Source organism: Dyadobacter luteus (assembly GCF_003383615.1).
In the GTDB taxonomy this organism is placed as follows: domain Bacteria; phylum Bacteroidota; class Bacteroidia; order Cytophagales; family Spirosomataceae; genus Dyadobacter; species Dyadobacter luteus.
Map to the genome: position 1 here is coordinate 45,896 of NZ_QNUL01000028.1, position 16,902 is coordinate 62,797.

At 42.5% G+C, this 16,902-nt stretch carries 15 protein-coding genes; 3 read left to right on the plus strand and 12 right to left on the minus strand.

The features are described 5' to 3' along the window. Positions 1-166: 166 nt before the first annotated feature. From DSL64_RS23965 to DSL64_RS23995, 7 genes are all read right to left on the minus strand, one after another. Entirely contained in the window at positions 167-1,033 is an 867-nt protein-coding gene (locus tag DSL64_RS23965; RefSeq protein ID WP_115833490.1) for an AraC family transcriptional regulator, read from the minus strand. A gap of 55 nt (positions 1,034-1,088) precedes the next feature. Next, the gene (locus DSL64_RS23970) at positions 1,089-1,820 is read right to left on the minus strand and encodes a LytR/AlgR family response regulator transcription factor (RefSeq protein WP_115833491.1); all 732 of its coding nucleotides are present in this window, start codon (positions 1,818-1,820) and stop codon (positions 1,089-1,091) included. After that, positions 1,820-2,896 carry a sensor histidine kinase gene (locus DSL64_RS23975; RefSeq protein ID WP_115833492.1) on the minus strand — a complete coding sequence of 359 codons (1,077 nt, stop codon included), beginning with the start codon at positions 2,894-2,896 and terminating at the stop codon, positions 1,820-1,822. Before DSL64_RS23975 ends, DSL64_RS23970 begins: the two co-directional genes overlap by 1 nt. A gap of 224 nt (positions 2,897-3,120) precedes the next feature. Then, positions 3,121-3,564, minus strand: a complete 444-nt coding sequence (locus DSL64_RS23980) for a hypothetical protein (protein ID WP_115833493.1) — start codon at positions 3,562-3,564, stop codon at positions 3,121-3,123. 132 nt (positions 3,565-3,696) lie between these two features. Further along, positions 3,697-4,101, minus strand: coding sequence for a hypothetical protein (locus tag DSL64_RS23985; protein ID WP_147300413.1), 405 nt, complete (start codon positions 4,099-4,101; stop codon positions 3,697-3,699). A 91-nt stretch (positions 4,102-4,192) separates the two neighbouring features. Next, positions 4,193-4,642: a hypothetical protein gene (locus DSL64_RS23990; RefSeq protein WP_147300414.1), complete on the minus strand. Its 450-nt coding sequence runs from the start codon at positions 4,640-4,642 to the stop codon at positions 4,193-4,195. A gap of 305 nt (positions 4,643-4,947) precedes the next feature. Continuing rightward, positions 4,948-6,138, minus strand: coding sequence for a peptidoglycan DD-metalloendopeptidase family protein (locus DSL64_RS23995; RefSeq protein WP_115833496.1), 1,191 nt, complete (start codon positions 6,136-6,138; stop codon positions 4,948-4,950). 397 nt (positions 6,139-6,535) lie between these two features. Between DSL64_RS23995 and DSL64_RS24000 the strand changes: the two genes are divergently transcribed. Continuing rightward, positions 6,536-7,522 carry a ScyD/ScyE family protein gene (locus tag DSL64_RS24000; RefSeq protein ID WP_115833497.1) on the plus strand — a complete coding sequence of 329 codons (987 nt, stop codon included), beginning with the start codon at positions 6,536-6,538 and terminating at the stop codon, positions 7,520-7,522. Positions 7,523-7,632: 110 nt separating this feature from the next. On the opposite strand, the gene DSL64_RS24005 is transcribed toward DSL64_RS24000, so the two are convergent. Then, positions 7,633-8,898, minus strand: a complete 1,266-nt coding sequence (locus tag DSL64_RS24005; RefSeq protein ID WP_115833498.1) for an erythromycin esterase family protein — start codon at positions 8,896-8,898, stop codon at positions 7,633-7,635. Positions 8,899-9,086: 188 nt separating this feature from the next. On the opposite strand from DSL64_RS24005, the gene DSL64_RS24010 reads away from it, so the two are divergent. Then, a complete protein-coding gene (locus DSL64_RS24010) occupies positions 9,087-9,737 on the plus strand; it encodes a PH domain-containing protein (protein WP_158547977.1) in 651 nt (216 codons plus the stop codon). Positions 9,738-9,740: 3 nt separating this feature from the next. On the opposite strand, the gene DSL64_RS24015 is transcribed toward DSL64_RS24010, so the two are convergent. Together DSL64_RS24015 and DSL64_RS24020 are read right to left on the minus strand one after the other, a co-directional pair. Beyond that, a complete protein-coding gene (locus tag DSL64_RS24015; RefSeq protein ID WP_115833500.1) occupies positions 9,741-10,403 on the minus strand; it encodes a hypothetical protein in 663 nt (220 codons plus the stop codon). Between the two features lie 183 nt (positions 10,404-10,586). Continuing rightward, positions 10,587-11,819, minus strand: a complete 1,233-nt coding sequence (locus DSL64_RS24020; protein ID WP_115833501.1) for a PQQ-dependent sugar dehydrogenase — start codon at positions 11,817-11,819, stop codon at positions 10,587-10,589. Positions 11,820-12,047: 228 nt separating this feature from the next. On the opposite strand from DSL64_RS24020, the gene DSL64_RS24025 reads away from it, so the two are divergent. Beyond that, positions 12,048-12,485, plus strand: a complete 438-nt coding sequence (locus DSL64_RS24025; protein WP_115833502.1) for a DUF6841 family protein — start codon at positions 12,048-12,050, stop codon at positions 12,483-12,485. Between the two features lie 84 nt (positions 12,486-12,569). Here DSL64_RS24025 and DSL64_RS24030 read toward each other — a convergent pair whose 3' ends face one another. Then, complete coding sequence (locus DSL64_RS24030; protein ID WP_115833516.1) at positions 12,570-15,059, minus strand: glycoside hydrolase family 95 protein; 2,490 nt, start codon at positions 15,057-15,059, stop codon at positions 12,570-12,572. 141 nt (positions 15,060-15,200) lie between these two features. Then, entirely contained in the window at positions 15,201-16,901 is a 1,701-nt protein-coding gene (locus DSL64_RS24035; protein WP_115833503.1) for a RagB/SusD family nutrient uptake outer membrane protein, read from the minus strand. Position 16,902: the final 1 nt, after the last annotated feature.

Sequence of the window (16,902 nt, forward strand, 5' to 3'; positions counted from 1 at the left end):
ACGAAATGCCCCCGTCTCCTTAATCAAAAAAATCAATCTGTCAGTTTACGGTAGACTCGCGATAAACCAGGAACAAATCCCTAAGACAAACAATATCAACCAGATCAGAAAATATTTTTTAGCAGCCATGTTCTTCAAACAAGGTTGTGACAAATGAATTAAACTTTCAGGTATTTCTGAATTTTACCGGATTTGTATGAAGATGTTTTTTAAAGAAGTTGTTAAAATACGTAACTTCTGAAAAGCCAAGCGCATAAGCAATCTCTGAAACCGACCATGTGGTTTGTCTCAATAACAATTTTGCCTCGTTGAGTAAGCGGTCCGCAATATGATGGGTTGTCGTTTTACTGCTTACCTCCTTCACTACTCTATTTAAATGATTTACATGCACATTCAGATGTTCGGCAAAATCGGAGGCGAAACGAAATTGAATGCTACCACCCTTTTCTTTAACAGGAAACTGACCGGCCAGCTCCGTAAAAAATAAATGTGTAATTCTTTGAGCGGCAACATTAGTACTTTTGGGAAACTGATCCGGTGTAAGTCTTAACGAAAAATCGGTAAGCTCCAACAAATTTTCCCGTGTCAGTTCACGCAGTTCACTTTTGTCGGCTTGCCGCAGCCACAGCATTCTTTCAAAAGTGTTATACAAAAAATCATATTCTCTGTGCGTCAGATTGTACTCCCGGATCGTCTTGGCAAGCAATACCGGTTGTAATAAATCGAGGCAGGTTTGATAAAGTGCATGATCGAAAATGCAGATAAAACCAGACTCGGATTCTCTACCCGTTTTCAAACTTTGAAGCTGGTGGAAACTGTAAAAACCAAGACTTTGCCTGCTTATTTCTGCTCCGATTTTACGTCTGACAAGCTTTATAGCGAAATAGTCATCACATCTTTTTACAAAAGCCTCTTCCGCTTCATGATCTTCTATTCTATATAATCTCAAACCTTCCTCAGCATGCGCCCTGGGAAGAGATATCGTACGTCCTGGGTTGAAATTGTCTGTTAATATATCTCTGGTTATGATCATGGCTCAATACTTTACTCTGAAAAAAATCTAAAAATGACAGATATCACTGTCGACTTTAAGTTGGATCAACGGGCAGAATATGCTGTAAAATCCTGTCGAGGTTAGTTTTGTAACTCCGCCCGATTGGGATTTCTTCGTTATTGACACGGATATAGGTAGACGTGACCGCCTGCATATGATCAAGCGAAACTATAAATGACTTATGGATGCGTATAAACCGATCCGGAGGAAGCTTTTCTTCCAGATAACTGATCCTCAGATACGTAACCAGTGGGCCGGTTATTGTATGTATTCTCACGTAATCTTTAAGACTTTCGATCCACAAAATATCATCAAGAAACAGCTTTACCATTTCCTTATCAACCTTGAAATATTGATAAGCCCTTGTCGCTTTGGCAGGCGAAACAGGTTCTGGCAGAGCCCCACCAGACTGGGCAAAACGATGCACTTTGCCCACAGACATCAAAAACCGATCGAATGCTATTGGTTTCACCAGGAAATCAATGGCGTCAAACTCATAGCTATCCAGCGCATATTCACGAAATGCAGTTGTAAAAATAACCTTCGGCCTGTAGCCAAGCGGACGCAGTAAATCGAAGCCGGTTAAGCCGGGCATTTGTATATCAAGAAAGATCAGGTCAACCTGATTCTTCTGCAGAAAACCTAAACCTTGTCTCGGACTATTGGCCGTTCCTACAAGTTCAAGATCCGGCAGCCGGCCGATATAATCTTTCAGTAAATCAGTCGCTAAAGGCTCGTCATCGAGCACAAAACATTGAATTGCCATCAGACTAAATTAAATTTTAAAACCGCCAGAAATTGTCCGTTCTCCGCCAAAGTCACCAGTTCGTGCCCGTCAGGAAAAAGAAACTCCATTCTTTTTCTCAGATTACTCAATCCTAAACCAGAGCTAAATGCCAGCGGCAGATCCTGTGTCACCGAATTTTCTACTGAAAAAACCAGCAGATTATTGTGTACGGATAAGTGCATCTGTATCCAGCAATTCCCCTCCGTTTGTGCCGCACCATGCTTAAAAGCATTCTCCACAAAGGGAAGAAGCAGCATCGGCGGTATAAGTAATCGATGCAGGCTTGCCAGCGAATCAAAGTTGGTTTGCACATCAAGCCGGTCGCCATACCGGATCTGTTCAAGTGAAATATAATCCCGGATGTACTCCATTTCCTTCGCAAGTGGCACGCTATCCCGATGGCTTTCATGCAACTGATAGTTGAGCAGACCCGCCAGCCGATGCAGCAGATTAGGCATTTGTAAGGGCTGATGCAACGACACGGAAATGAGGTTGTTCAGTGTATTAAACAGGAAATGCGGCTGTACCTGCGATTGCAGCAAACGATATTCTGCAGACATTTTCTCTCTGCGGTAAGTTTCATTTTCCTGCTGTTGTTTGAGCATGTGACGTACCAGATCTACGGTCACGAAAAGTGCCACCACTAAATGCAGCTGGATAGACTCGGCAAAGATCTTAGGCCAATAAATCAAAACCTTGTTCAAGCCTTCAGGGTGATAGGCAGGGTAAAACAAATAGTAGTTGACGCACCTCCGCATCAAACCGAACAAGAGTAATCCACCAACAAGACTTATTAAAAATCCTCCGAGACGATTTCGAAGAAGAAAGTGCCTGACCGTTACAATCAAATGCCAGTAACCGGCCAGGATCAGAATAGGAATATTGATACTGATAAAACAGAAACTCCTCTGAAAGTTGTCCGAGTAAGCTCCAGTATTTAACCATTCAAACAGAAAGTAGGCAAGCCAGAAAACACTTTGCGTCCAGGCCTGTCTGTAATAAGGTTTTAATGAAGAAACTCCGATCATCAGCTGCGAATCAAATACCAAAATCAAATCTATAAGATTTCAGATTAATAATCCGGGCTATTCGACTAACGGCAAAAACACCACGACCAACTACATGGTTTGATCGCTTAATCAATTATTCAAGATAAGTAAAAACGACTCCGGTTATGTAAAACATAACGCGTGCGGCTATACGGAAGCAGGTATAGACGATGTGCTACCCGGATGAGTTTCTGTGCAGAATTCAGTACTGCTCTCTTCTTCCCGGACTCCTATTTGATTAAAATCCTTACAATGTATGGCGCTCCATTGCCGTCATCGCCGCTTTCAGAATAAACATCGACAACCCCTATCTCGTAAGAACCATAGCTCTTAATTCCCTGATATGATTTTTCGAGCACCTCCCAAGACTTGCCTGTTCTTTTTTGATCGCTTCTGACTGTGATGTCAGTTCTGAATACCAGATCTGTATCGCCAATACTAATAAAAACATCATAAACTCTGTGCATGGTAAAGACTCCATCCTGAGTTCCTACACCTTCACTAAAAATTGGCGTTACAGAAGCCAAAGTTACTTCCAAAGTCTCTTTCCCGATCGTAACCGGCTCAGAAACACCTTCCCTGAGTTCAATACCCTCACTCTGAGGATCAGGTGTATCCTTTTTACCGCAAGATAAAAGTGAAAGAATGAAAATGATACAGATATATTTCAGCATAAATCAATTGTGTTAGATCGGAGATGAATTTATAATACATCTGACACGACTAAATCCGGATCGGTTGGAAAACAAAAGAAAAATATACAAAAAAAGCTATCTTACCTGACTGCACATTAAATCAGTAAAAAATCACTTGTGAAAAGTAATACCGATGGCAAGATCTCCGGATGTTGTATCCTTTATCGGCTGATATTGGATAAATAATGAATCACCAGCCATATCTCTGACAATCTGCTTAATACTCTGATGCACAGGAATAGCAAAACCACCATTTTGAGAAAAAGAGTTGTTTGTTGAAAATCGGATAATAGCCATATCGGATAACGTCCCCTGATAACTTATTGAAAATGAAGAGGCCCTGTTTCTATTTTCCAGCACCATAACAGTATCCCGGCCAGGATTATTGATAGGAAGAAAGTGAGTAACAATCGGATCAGGAGCTCTATAATTATTACAGCTTAATAATCCAAACAACAGCAAAGCTCCCATAAATACACTGAGAACCAAAGTAGTAAATACTTTATCAATAACCATTTTAATAGGTAAGGATAGATAATTTAACATTCTTGACATATCTGAGTATTTTGCTGAAATAGAGAAAAAAAACAGACATTGATACTACAGCCTACTGCATGGATTTGAAAATATACTTATGATTGCCATCCTTTGAAATGACTTCCCCGTCCTGAGTAACTCTGGAAACCTGATCCCAACCGTTACACTTTTGGTTATTTGTATAGGTTTCCAATTTTATTTTAGCAAGAATCCTTTGATCGACTTCTAAATAAAGCTCAGGATCATTGGCAGACCTCGAATCTGATATAATTGTTGAACCCTGAAAGTACTTATCTTGAATCAGCGGACTTAATATATATCTTTTCTGCTCCCCATCTCTATAATACACTTTAACAGAGGCGTTTGCAGCTAAATCTTCCGGATAGTTTTTATCAGCGTCTGCAATCTGAAAAGAAAAATCTGGTGGCGGACTCATACATTCCTTTTTCGCGCAGCCGTAGGTAACGACAGTCAATACCAAAAATATAGTCTGAAACCTGAAAAATTGTCTAAAATGCATATATCCTCTCATTTCGGAAGTTCATTTATTGTTTTGCAAATTACCCATTTTGTCGAATTCAACAAGTCAAATAAGGTATACAATAAAATACCTACACCACCTTCACAACAATTACCATGCTGATCATCCTTTAATACGAAAGACAATTTCACTATTAAAGTTTACTACTTTATGAATAAAATGACAGTTAATCAGCTATGACTGTCCGATACATTTCCCTCCAATTGCACTTTCTTCATCCACTTATTTTATAAAAAAATATCTGAATCAATTTTTCAATTTCAATCTGACAGTCTCCAATTCAACTATTCTCTATTTTCGGAGATTTGATTATCTGATTTTAGTCCAACCATCGTAATATATCCCTTCGTACCATCGATCAATTCAACTCTATAACCTTTCGCCCATTGTCCGATAATACGTACTGTTTCGTTTTTTGCAACAACACGTATTTTCTCAGAATCTGAAAATGCAGGGGAGGAAAATAAGTTAACTTTCGATTGAATACGCACGGTATCGCCCAACCACTTTGAAGATACCGGCAAGCCAGGTACCTTTTCTTTCTTGTCGTTAATGAACGGAAAAGGATCCACAGCACCGGCACCACGCGCGTAAATTCCAAAATGCAGATGCGGCGAAGTTGTAATGGCGTTTCCCGTATTTCCCACTAAACCCAATGTATCACCTCGAATTACCCGCTTTCCTACAGACACCAGCTGACTATCCAGATGGGCGTAATACAGCGAATAAGGGCTGCCGGAAGCAGAAAGAAAAACAATTTTTCCGCCAAGGTTATTGGTACCTGTCTGGGTCACCCAGCCGTCTTCGGAAGCTACGACGGGAGTACCACGTGGTGCTTTAATGTCAATCCCCTCATGAGAACGGCTTCCACCGTCCCTTTGTGCGCCCCAGAAACTCATCAGGCTTTGAATACCGTGACCGGCAACGGGAAAAACCAGAGTAGGTAATGTCATGACAGTCACCGCAACTTTGAGTCTTTCATTCAGGCCGGTCTGGAGTCTCAGCACCAACGTATCTTCCTGATGATCAGAAATCGTCAACGTGTTGTTGTTTGTTTTTAAATATTCAATCCGTTGTGGTTTTCCATTTGCTTTGCTACGGTAGACTTCAACAAATAACTGTGACGAAGAATCTTCTTCACTTTTGGAGGAAGTGATCAGCAGTTTTCTTCCTTGTGGAACTTTGAAACGAATGGATTGTGCAGGTAGTGAATCACCGAGAAAAAATCTCTCCTGCAAGGGAACGGATGAAAAAAGAGTATCCGTTAAAACCTCCTTCCCGACCCGAAACCACGTTTGTCCGGCAGCTGTTTTCTCTGCTTTTGACTTATATAAGTCCTGTTCATAATGCTCTTGCGGCGTAACGGGAAACCAGCGGGAAACAGGAACCGGTTTGCAGGAAACCATGTAGACGAAAGCCAAAGCTGCCGATATACACCTGAGAATTAATTTTGTGACCTGATTTGCTGTTATCATATTTGGCTGTGATAACAAATTCATGCCATCAAAAGTATGCGACGTTAATCGGAGCGTTCATGCATATTCGCAAGACCATTTGCTACGTGGGGGCTCAACACTTTTCATCGGCACCAGTCCACTTGGGTAATTTCTATATCTGCAGGATTTGAGTTATACAATACCTGTAAAAAGCATAGAATAAAATCCCACTGGTCATTACGCCAGCAATAAAAACCAGGCAAAACGAAAAACGGGGGGAAGCGTGAGAGCCAAAATGTAAAATAGTCAGTAATTACTCCATTTCAGATAGTTAGATTAACACACAATAATCCTTTGAATTTCAATAGGTTATTTAAACTAATCCCATAGAGTATTTTATTCTTAATCCTTAAATCAATCTAACCAGCGTTTGAAAATGAGAAAGCTATTCTTAACACTATCCATTGCTGTATTCGCTCTCCTCTGTCAGCATTGTACAAAAGACCACGTACAACCTATTCCCGAACCAACCGCGTTTCAATCCGCGCCATTTGCCAGTAATCTGAAGGCCCCTATCGGAATCGAAGCGGATGACAAGGGTAACATTTGGGTTACTGAAGCAGGAACGGGAAGTAACAACAAAGACGCGAGCGTATCCATGATTACACCATCGGGTCAAAAAACAGTTTTTGTAACCGGACTGCTCTCAGAAACAAATCAGGGGTCGATTGAAGGGATCAGTAAATTACTCTATCGGGATGGAAAATTATATTTCCTGCACGGTATCAGCGGGCTTTTATATATCGCTGATGTGTCAGGATTCAAGTCAGGTGATGCTCCGGTGAGCCTGGCAAGTATCCCCTCTTACGACCTGAAGACCTTTGTGGAAAGCAAACGGTTGACTGATCCGGTTAACTCTAATGGGTTTGAGCTTGCCTTCGGTCCTGATAATAATTTATACATTGTGGACGCAGGTGGCAATGCGATTATTAAAAGAGATCAGACAAATGGTAATCTGAGTGTATTTGCCACCTTTCCCAAAACTGAAGCAGGCGATGAGGCCGTGCCAACCGGCATTGTTTACGATGGAAGCAAATTTCTCGTAAGTACTCTGACTGGCTTTCCTTTTATACCCGGCGCAGCGAAAATTTTTCAGGTAACAACTTCCGGCGTAGTGAGTATGTACAAAGGCAAATTCACGACGTTGGCAGGTATTGCGTTATCGGCAAATAACAAACCTATCGTTGTCCAGCATGGTGCTTTTGGGATGGGTTTCACTGCCGGAACAGGCAAAGTGGTGGATGAAAACGGCAATACGCTATTTGATAACCTGTCTCAACCGACCGACATCATACGCATTGGTGAAAAAACTTACTATGTGCTGAGCTATAAAGATGGAACGATCAGTAAACTTTCTTACTAAGAAGTTCGCATCAACCAACCGGCGTGTAAAACAATTGAGCCCTTCTACGATTTGTGAAGGGCTCAATTGTTATCTAAATGCGCCTGAGCAATCTGTTATTCGGCTTTACTTCAGTTCAAATAAAAGCTGGCATTGCCCTTTGTTTGCTGGGTGTGGATTACGTAATCGTAGTCTTCCAGCAAGTTGCCTTTAAAAAATTGGTTTTCAGTTGCTCCAAATACCAGCAACCTATATGTCTCGGGCAAAGTACCACCTTTTAGACCTGGAATTACTTTTGCAGTTTCGAATAGAAAAACAGGAATATCAATTTCTGAAAGGTATTTTTCAAATGTATCATCGCCTCCAGCCAAAACAGGGTTTTTATCAATTACCCTGCCAGCAGCTGGATTTGTCGCAGTATAAAAACCAGAAGCCGTAGTTTGCCCTATCACCTTGTAATCCTTCCCTAATTTTTTATTCAGGTAATATCCCATGCTATTCGAGAAAACGTTGGATGTCTTCTGAACATGCCCGTTGTGCGCCAAAATTATAATTTTGTTACCAGGCTTAGTTTCACTTAACACATTAACAGCCATGAGTGAGTCACGAACTGTCGATTGAAGAACAGGGTCCGCTGCTATTACCGGATCGTTCAAAGCAAGAAATTGCTTATAGTTTGTTACACTTTTGACAAATAAGCTGTTCCTTTTGCAATCTGAATTGCTTGTGTCGATCCTTTCAAACACAAAGTCACTGACATTTTTCAGATCCGCAAAATCCTGCTCACTAAACGAATGGTTGTACACTTCGTTGTTGAGTAGTCCGTAATAATAACTCAACTGTTTCAGAGAGTCGCTCACAGCATTTTTACTAGGGAAACACATATCACTGATATTCTGTAGTGCCTGAAACGGAGACTGCATATCAAAACCAAAAAACCTGATATTCTGCTTTCCTGATTGATTCAGACTTTTAATTGATTCAACCATTTCTACAAACTCAGTACATTCATAGTTATAGAGACGAAATGATTTCAGGATGGCTTTTAAATCACCTTCATTCTTAAAAATATACTCATTCAGTTTGTCGACTTCTGCCATGGGTGCTTCGAGACCAATTTTGTTGATCGATTTATCTGCGACAAGCGATCGGATCAACGCCATTCTCACCTTGAAAAACTCCGACGTACCATGGGATTGCTCACCAATCCCCAGCACCTGAAAATCTTTGCTGATCAAGTTAACAGCCGCCCCGATTCCCTCGCCACTTAAAACTTCCCCGGCTGGTAATTTTACTACATGCGTCTTTAGCGCCTTAACCAATTCTGCATGCTGCGCATTTGAAAATTTAAAAATTACGAATTGAAGCAGACAAATAATTATCAGAATAGATTTCATATATTAAATATATAATTTACTTCTATATAAAGCAAACAAAAGTTACACTTTACTTTCATATCCATAAATATTGTATTCTCTTTAAGATGTCAATCGGCCGTCCATTTCTCCCCATGTGCCACTTATCCTTTCCGGGAGCACCAAAGCCGTAACATTTTTGTACATTCAAAGGTATGCAACTTACTGCTATGGATACTTTACTCACCTTTTTGATCATTTTTATACCAGCCGGACTTTGTTTCTGGCAATTGATGCGTTTTACAAGAGATACTGTAGGTACACGCTCACCTTTAAAAATATCCCGTGTTTACAAGACCACCGCGCTGTCTTTCTTTTTTCGCCTTGACAGCACCATTCCTCTATATTGCTTTTTTGTAAGCGGTTTATTATTTAAGGTATGTTTTCTTAAACCTGCGCCAGTCTCCGTTTTTCTGGAAAATGCCGCTTTAAAATCTCTGACCTTGACTGTAATGATTGCCCTTTTCCTGCTTATTGGAATTCTGTCATTGGCTATTGACCTCAATCACTGGCAATATGCAAAAAATGTAGTGATCACCACACTGCCTGAACAGCACACTATTGAACTGAAAATGGGTGATACCGAACTTATTCTGAACGAAGGGGATATTCAGGCTATACACCATTATCACAATGATGCAAAACTTCGCAAGGCCTATGGGGAGTACCAGCTGACCAACGGCGATTTCTTTTTTCTTCCTGATACAGTAGAAGGCGTATGGGTAATCAAAGAGTATTTCAAAAATATACCCGAAGATTCAACAGTTAAAACGCTTCCTTTCATAAAACAGCATTCCGGCACCGAGTCAGCCGGTGGCTAACGATTACCTGAGAGGGTCAAACCGATACTTAACTGAAACAACTCCCTGAATATAACCAATGTAGGAATCTCTTTGTGGAGTACCGGCACCAGGTTGGTAATTATTGAATTCTTTACCGATGAAGTCCTTTCTTCCGGTTACAAACGATTTCTGAATTCCCCAATCAAGCATGAGTTGCCGGCTAATTTTGCTTGAAAAGCCGATTGTCGCTGCAGGAAATACAATAATTCCACGTGCTGATACAGGAATATGATCAAAGTCGGGATTAGCAGGATCTCTATAAGAACTATAGCTTATATCCCGTATCGCGTTTTGTTTGTATTGCGAAAGCACTGCAAACCCACCCACATACAAGCTGGCCTTCTGAGATTTTCCCTTAAAACCGAATGGATAAATTTTGCCTCCGGCTTTGACAAAGGCTCCGGAGGTTTCCAGATCGGATATCCCATCGTATAGTCTCCTGTCTAATACACCTGCATGTCTGCTGTTAAAAGTATACCCCAATGCGAGATTCAGGGAATAGGCGGTATTTTCCCGGATTTCAGAATTAACTTCCAGAGACTTACCAATGGCCGGTATCACATTAACTCCAATTTGTTTTTCCCACTGAGCATAAGTCCATCCTGGTAAAAACAATATAAACAAACAGATATAGATAGATTTCATAGATGCAGGCTTTAATTACATTTTTCGAATTGTAAATATTTCCCATTCACTCGGAGTACTTACAGGAACCGAAAAATATTCGAAAGGTTGGAAAGTGGTTACATATATATGTAAAACAAAGGAACCAGCTACCGGCCTAAATGCCGATAACTGGTTCTTTAAGAGTAACAGATATTTTTCGTCTTATTTCTTAAAAATACGATACAATCTTCCCTGATCGGTTACTGCATATAGCGCTCCGTCTTTTCCTTCTGTAATGTCGCGGAAACGTTGTCCTTCACCGGATAGCAGGCGTTCTTCACCTACCACTTTATTGTTTTCTATTACAATTCTGGCAATGTGCATGCTGCTCAATCCGCCAATAAAAAGATTGTTTTTCCACTCAGGAATGCTGTCACTGCTGTAGAAAGTGATTCCGCTTGGTGACAAAACCGGATCCCAATAGTACACTGGCTGCTCCAACCCTTCTTTCACCTGAATAGAATCCCCGATCTTTCTACCATCGTACTCTATGCCATAGGTGATAGTTGGCCATCCGTAGTTTTTACCAGGCTCAATACGATTGAGCTCATCACCCCCTCTTGGGCCAAACTCTACCTCCCACAAATCACCTGTTACAGGATGAAACGCAAGTCCCTGAACGTTACGGTGTCCGTAAGAATAAATCTCAGGTCGTGCACCTGCTTTTCCTTCAAACGGATTTCCGGCTACTGCTTTACCATCTTTGGTGATGCGGATCACCTTACCCAAAGCTGAATTCAGATTCTGGGCCTGAGGCCTTGTCTTGATATCGGAACGCTCTCCCGTACTGATAATCAGATTACCTTCTTTATCAAACAAAATACGTCCTCCGTAATGCAAGTTACCTGCAAATTCGGGTGTTGCTCTGTAAATGACGGTTGCTCCTTCGATTTTCTTTTCATCAGCGGAAAGCTTACCTTTTGCAACGGCGGTCAGGTTTCCTCCCGGACGCGGCTCAGAAAACAACCAGTACACCATTCTGTTTTTTTCAAATTCAGGATCAACACGAATTCCGAGTAACCCTCCTTGTCCGTCAGCATCTACTTTAGGAATACCAGTGATCGGCTCGCTAAGCTTTCCCTCAGTGGTGGCAATACGCATTGTACCCGCCTTTTGCGTGATGATCAATCTTCCATCAGGAAGCGTGGTAATACCCCACGGATTCACCAGCTCACTGGTCAGCACTTTGCCTTCAATTTCTGTTGCAGACTTAACACCGCCGATACGGGTTTGCCCTTCAAACGAAGGCTTGTAATCTGAATTTGCCTTTTGAGTTTCAACCGGCGAAAGCGTACTATCCGCCGTTTTGGCATCGGAGGTATCAGAAGTTTTTTGCTGACAAGCACCTATTGTAAGTGCCGTCCCGGCCAGCATGAGCAAAACACGATTTGTCATTGTTTTTGATTAAAGGTTAACATAACTACTGGTTATGAGCCAAAAGGTAAGCACTGATTTTGTATTATTCAAGGTTAGGGATTCAGATTTAATTATTCTACGCTTGTGCCCTAAGACGGAAATTCATTTCAGAATACCACATCAGACTCTCATATTACCTACTGGCAATATAACTTCCCGCATGGCATACTTCTTTCGACCTCTCTCTTTAAACAAATTGAGTGCATCATGAAAGATATCAATGACCAGATAGAAGCGTTTTTTGAGCAATATGAAAAACGCTTCGAATCGGGTCTGGCAGGAGAATCTGTCGGACAAGAGACTACAGAAGCATTTGCAGATTATTTCGTTGAGGCGAGTCCAATGGGCGTGATGGGAAGTAAAAATGACGAATCATTTCTCAATGCGGTGCCAAAAGGATACGATTTTTATAAATCCATCGGTATCACAGAAATGAAAATCAAGCAGATCGACATCACCGAACTAGACCCTCTGCATTATATGGTGGATGTACGTTGGGAATCAGTTTATCAAAAAGACGAGAGTGAAGGTTCTATTGAATTCAGCGTTATATACTTTCTACAACACCTGAAAGAAACACTCAAAATTTTCGCCTACATTACCGGTGACGAGCAAAAGGCGCTCAAAGAACACGGACTCGTTTGATAATTAGCATCAAACAAAAACACACCCGCCAATCATTCCGAAATATTGAAATGACTGACGGGTGTCCTTTATATAGCATCAGACCTAAAACTCAGCCTTGTAAGCTTCACCCTTTTTAATGGTCAAATCCAGCTCCTTAAACTGTCGTGCTGCCGGAACCGATGCTGCGATTGACGGATTAACAACGGGTTGTTTGATCTCCGAAATCTGGTAGAATGGATTTGTGTTTGCAGCGGTGATATCTAACATTTCCAGCTTCAGGGGCTTATGTTTTTCATCAACCCTTATTCGGCAATTGCCACCTGCAGTTGAACGAATCGCCAGATATGTGATCCGGCTATTTTCCCATTTCATATCCAATTCAAATCCTCCGCGCGCCCTCAGTCCTTTCACCTCACCCTTTGTCCAGTTATCCGGAAGTGCGGGAAGCAGATGCAACGCACCATCATGTGACTGTAACAACATCTCGGCTACACCGGCAGTACAACCGAAGTTACCGTCAATCTGAAATGGTGGATGCGCATCGAGCAAATTGGGGTATGTTCCACCATTTTGCCCCTGTTGTTCCGTGGCCGGACTTAACTGATCCGAGATCAGTTTATAAGCCTGGTTACCGTTCAATAGTCTGGCCCACCAGTTCACTTTCCATCCCATTGACCAGCCGGTAGATTTATCGCCACGAAAAACGAGTGATTTCTCTGCAGCCTGAAATAAGGCCGGATTGCGGATCGGTGAGATTTGAGCCGATGGATAGAGGCCATACAAATGAGATATATGACGGTGTTTGTCGTCTTCCCGATCCCAGTCCTTCATCCATTCCTGCACCTGGCCCAACTTGCCCACTTGCATAGGCGCAAGTCTCCTTTTTAGGACAGACACTGAATCTCTGAAAGCAGCGTCTGTACCGAGCAGCATTGATGCTTTTTCGAAATTGTCGAACACATCAAATACAAGCTGGTTATCCATGGTTGTCCCGGCAGAAATACCAGCGCCACCCGGGTGTGTATTCTCAGGAGACATAGAAGGTACGACGACCATCCATTTGTTATCGGGTTCTTCACGCAGCATATCGACATAAAACAGTGTAACCCCTTTGAGAACCGGATAATATTCTTTAAGAAATGCTTTGTCGGCGCTGTAAAGATAATGTTGCCAGATATGCTGGGTGAGCCAGGCTCCGCCCATAGGCCACAAACCATAAAAACCTCCGTCCACATTTCCTGTAATTCTCCAAAGGTCCGTGTTATGGTGCATGTTCCAGCCACGAGCTCTGTAGTAGTTCTGAGCACTTTCCTTTCCTGTTTCCGACAAATCTTTAAGCATACTGAATAGCGGCTGATGCATTTCCGTCAGGTTAGTAACTTCCGCCGGCCAGTAATTCATTTCGGTATTGATGTTAACCGTATACTTGCTGCTCCAGGGTGGAGATAGTTTGTCGTTCCAGATACCCTGAAGGTTGGCAGGCTGTCCTCCCGGCCTCGACGAAGAGATCAGCAGATATCTCCCGAATTGAAAATACAGCGACACCAGCTGCGGATCGTCACCTTTCTGAAAATCGACCACACGCTGGTCAGTAGGTTTGCCAGCTGATGCAGTTTCTCCCAAATTCAGAAAAACCCTATTAAAATATTTCTGATAATCGCCGGTATGCCGTGAAAGAAGTTGCTGATAACTTTGCTTTACACCAGCCGCCAGATACTGATCTGCTCGTTTCAGTGGATTTGCACTGATGTCCTTATAATTGACAAAGTTGGTACCTACCGAAATAAAGACAGTTAATTCAGAAGTCCCTTTCACAGAAAGCCCCTCTCCTTTTTTAACCACTGTTCCTCCTTTGATCACCGGCTGCACTACCATTACAAACTGGATCTGTCCTTTTTTGTTGGCTACATCTCCCGACCTGCCTGTCAGATAGATTTTCTGATCCCGCACTTCGATCAGCTTCTCCAACTGTGCAGTCACTAACCCCAGATTACAGCTGATACTTCCCGGTTTGTCGGCCGTGATTTTCATCACAATTACCTGATCGGGGAAAGATGCAAAATACTCTCTTTTATATTTGACACCGTTTACTGTGTAACTCACCGAGCTAACGGCCTTTTGTATATCCAGCTCCCGACGGTAATCTGTAGCCTTGTAGTGCCCCGGAAAATCTACCAGCAGATCGCCTGCAAGCTGGTAAGGCATTCCGTAATTATTGTTTTCTGCTGCCCTACGCGGCATGGCTTCGTTGGCAAGATCCTGTGCTTTCTTATATTCCCCTTTAAAAACCAGGTCCCTGAGCTTTTCCATAGTAGGGAACAAGTCCTGATGCGCATTATTGCCGGGTCCTCCCGCCCAAATTGTCTCCTCATTAACCTGAATACGCTCTTGTTGTGATCCGCCAAAAACCATAGCTCCGAGACGCCCATTCCCGATAGGCAACGCCTGGTTCCAGTTTTCTGCAGGCTTTTGATACCAAAGCTTATAAAACCCCTCGGTCACCTGGGCAACTGCTGCATGGCTTGCCACAGTCAGAATCAGAAAATACCTAAAAAATAGGCTGTTGAAAAACTTTACTCCTGATACATTCATTTTTAAATGATTGAATTGAAAATTTATTACTTCTGCTGCAAATTCATATTGTTTACTGAGACTGACATATGAAGTTTCCGGCAGCCGCCTGGTCACTAAATCCTCAGACAATAACCGGAAACTCTCAAAATTCAAACGGACTTAATTCCATAACGGGCTTTGTTCCAAACCAGAATCTTTATTGATCTCTGTGCGGGGAATTGGTATCCAATAGAACTGATCATTCCATACCGGCCGCTCGATCAGCACTTTATTTTCAAAAACCAGTTTACCATCAGGTAGCTTGTAAATCTCTACTCCCCTGATATGTTTGGCTTCTGAAACCGGAGCTATTTTCCACCTGCGAACATCGAAAAAGCGGTGACCTTCACCAACAAGTTCAATTTGTCGTTCGTGGCGGATTCTATCGCGAAGCGCCGCACCGGTGATTGTTGCCGCAAGGTCAGGTAAACCCGCGCGTTTACGAATCAGGTTCACATAGGTACGTGCTTCGGTCTCATTACCGAGCTCAAATAAGGCCTCTGCATAATTGAGATAAATTTCACCCAAACGGAAGAAAATCCAGGGCTGAGGATAGCCTCCGTTGGACCGGCTGATCGGCAGACTGCGGTCAATGAATTTCTTCCAGCTGTAGCCTGTCAGTGAGTTATCACCGTTAATCCGAGGATTGTCGATTCCGTTTACGTTGTTCAGTATTGGTTTTCCTGCTGCATCAAACCCTGATACGCCAAGGGTTACATCGTATTTGGCCGGAGCTGATCCGCGTGCTTCCGGTCGGAAAGTGTCTCCATTGTAGATGACGGTCTGGTAAAAACGCGGATCGCGGTTCACAAACGGATTCTGAGGATCGTAGCCCGAAGCAGCATTGACCGTTCCATCCGCATTTAATGGCAACATACCATTAGCCATTTCATACTGCTCGATAAAATTCTGAGAAGGTACATTTCTTCCTCCGAAACCGCCCCAACCTCCATAGGTACCATTCACATTGGTGAAAGTATACAAATGACCATTGATGGCATTAAAAGTACGTGCATAGATGATCTCTTCATTGACAGCCAGAAAGGCATTTTCATAACGATCTACCAACTTGTAGGCTGCTCCCAGGTCGATTACCGCCTTCGCAGCATCTGCCGCAAGTTGCCATTTGGCTTTATCGTTAGTCGTATTGTTCAAAGCACTTGCCGAATATAAATACAACCTGGATTTAAGTGCGAGCGCCGCATGTTTGGTAGCACGCCCGAAGCTGATATTACCCGGCGCATATTTTTCAGGAAGCGCAGGAATAGCTTCATCCAGATTTTTGACAATATAATCCAGCACCTGCTGATAGGAATTGCGGCTTATCTTCTCCCGATCCTGCAGATCATAAATATGTTCCACAATGGGCATACCGCCATAGCGCCAAAGCAGATTTGCGTAAATAAAGGCCCGGTTAAATTTCACCTGAGCCGTCAGTGCTGACCTGTTTGCTTCAGGCACAGAGGATGTCCCGATTTCTTCCAGAAAAATATTGCACCTGCGGATATACTGATAAGCACGTTTGTAATAGTCTATATAGTTAGCATCGGCTGCATAGCCAGTGATATTGTCCGGATTCCATGCGCCCATAAGCCAGGTATTATCCCCGTATGCTTCATCAGTATATTTCGACCAGCTGTTGGTGGTAAATCCATGTGGAACGCCGTCATACAAGCCATTCACATACAGTGTTACCAGATTTTCATCCTGCCATACCTGCTCATCGACAATACGATCCAGAGGGGTGATGTCAAGGAAATTGTCATTGCAGCCGGCCATACTCATCGCCAGCGTTATCATTAATATTATTCTCTTCTTCATG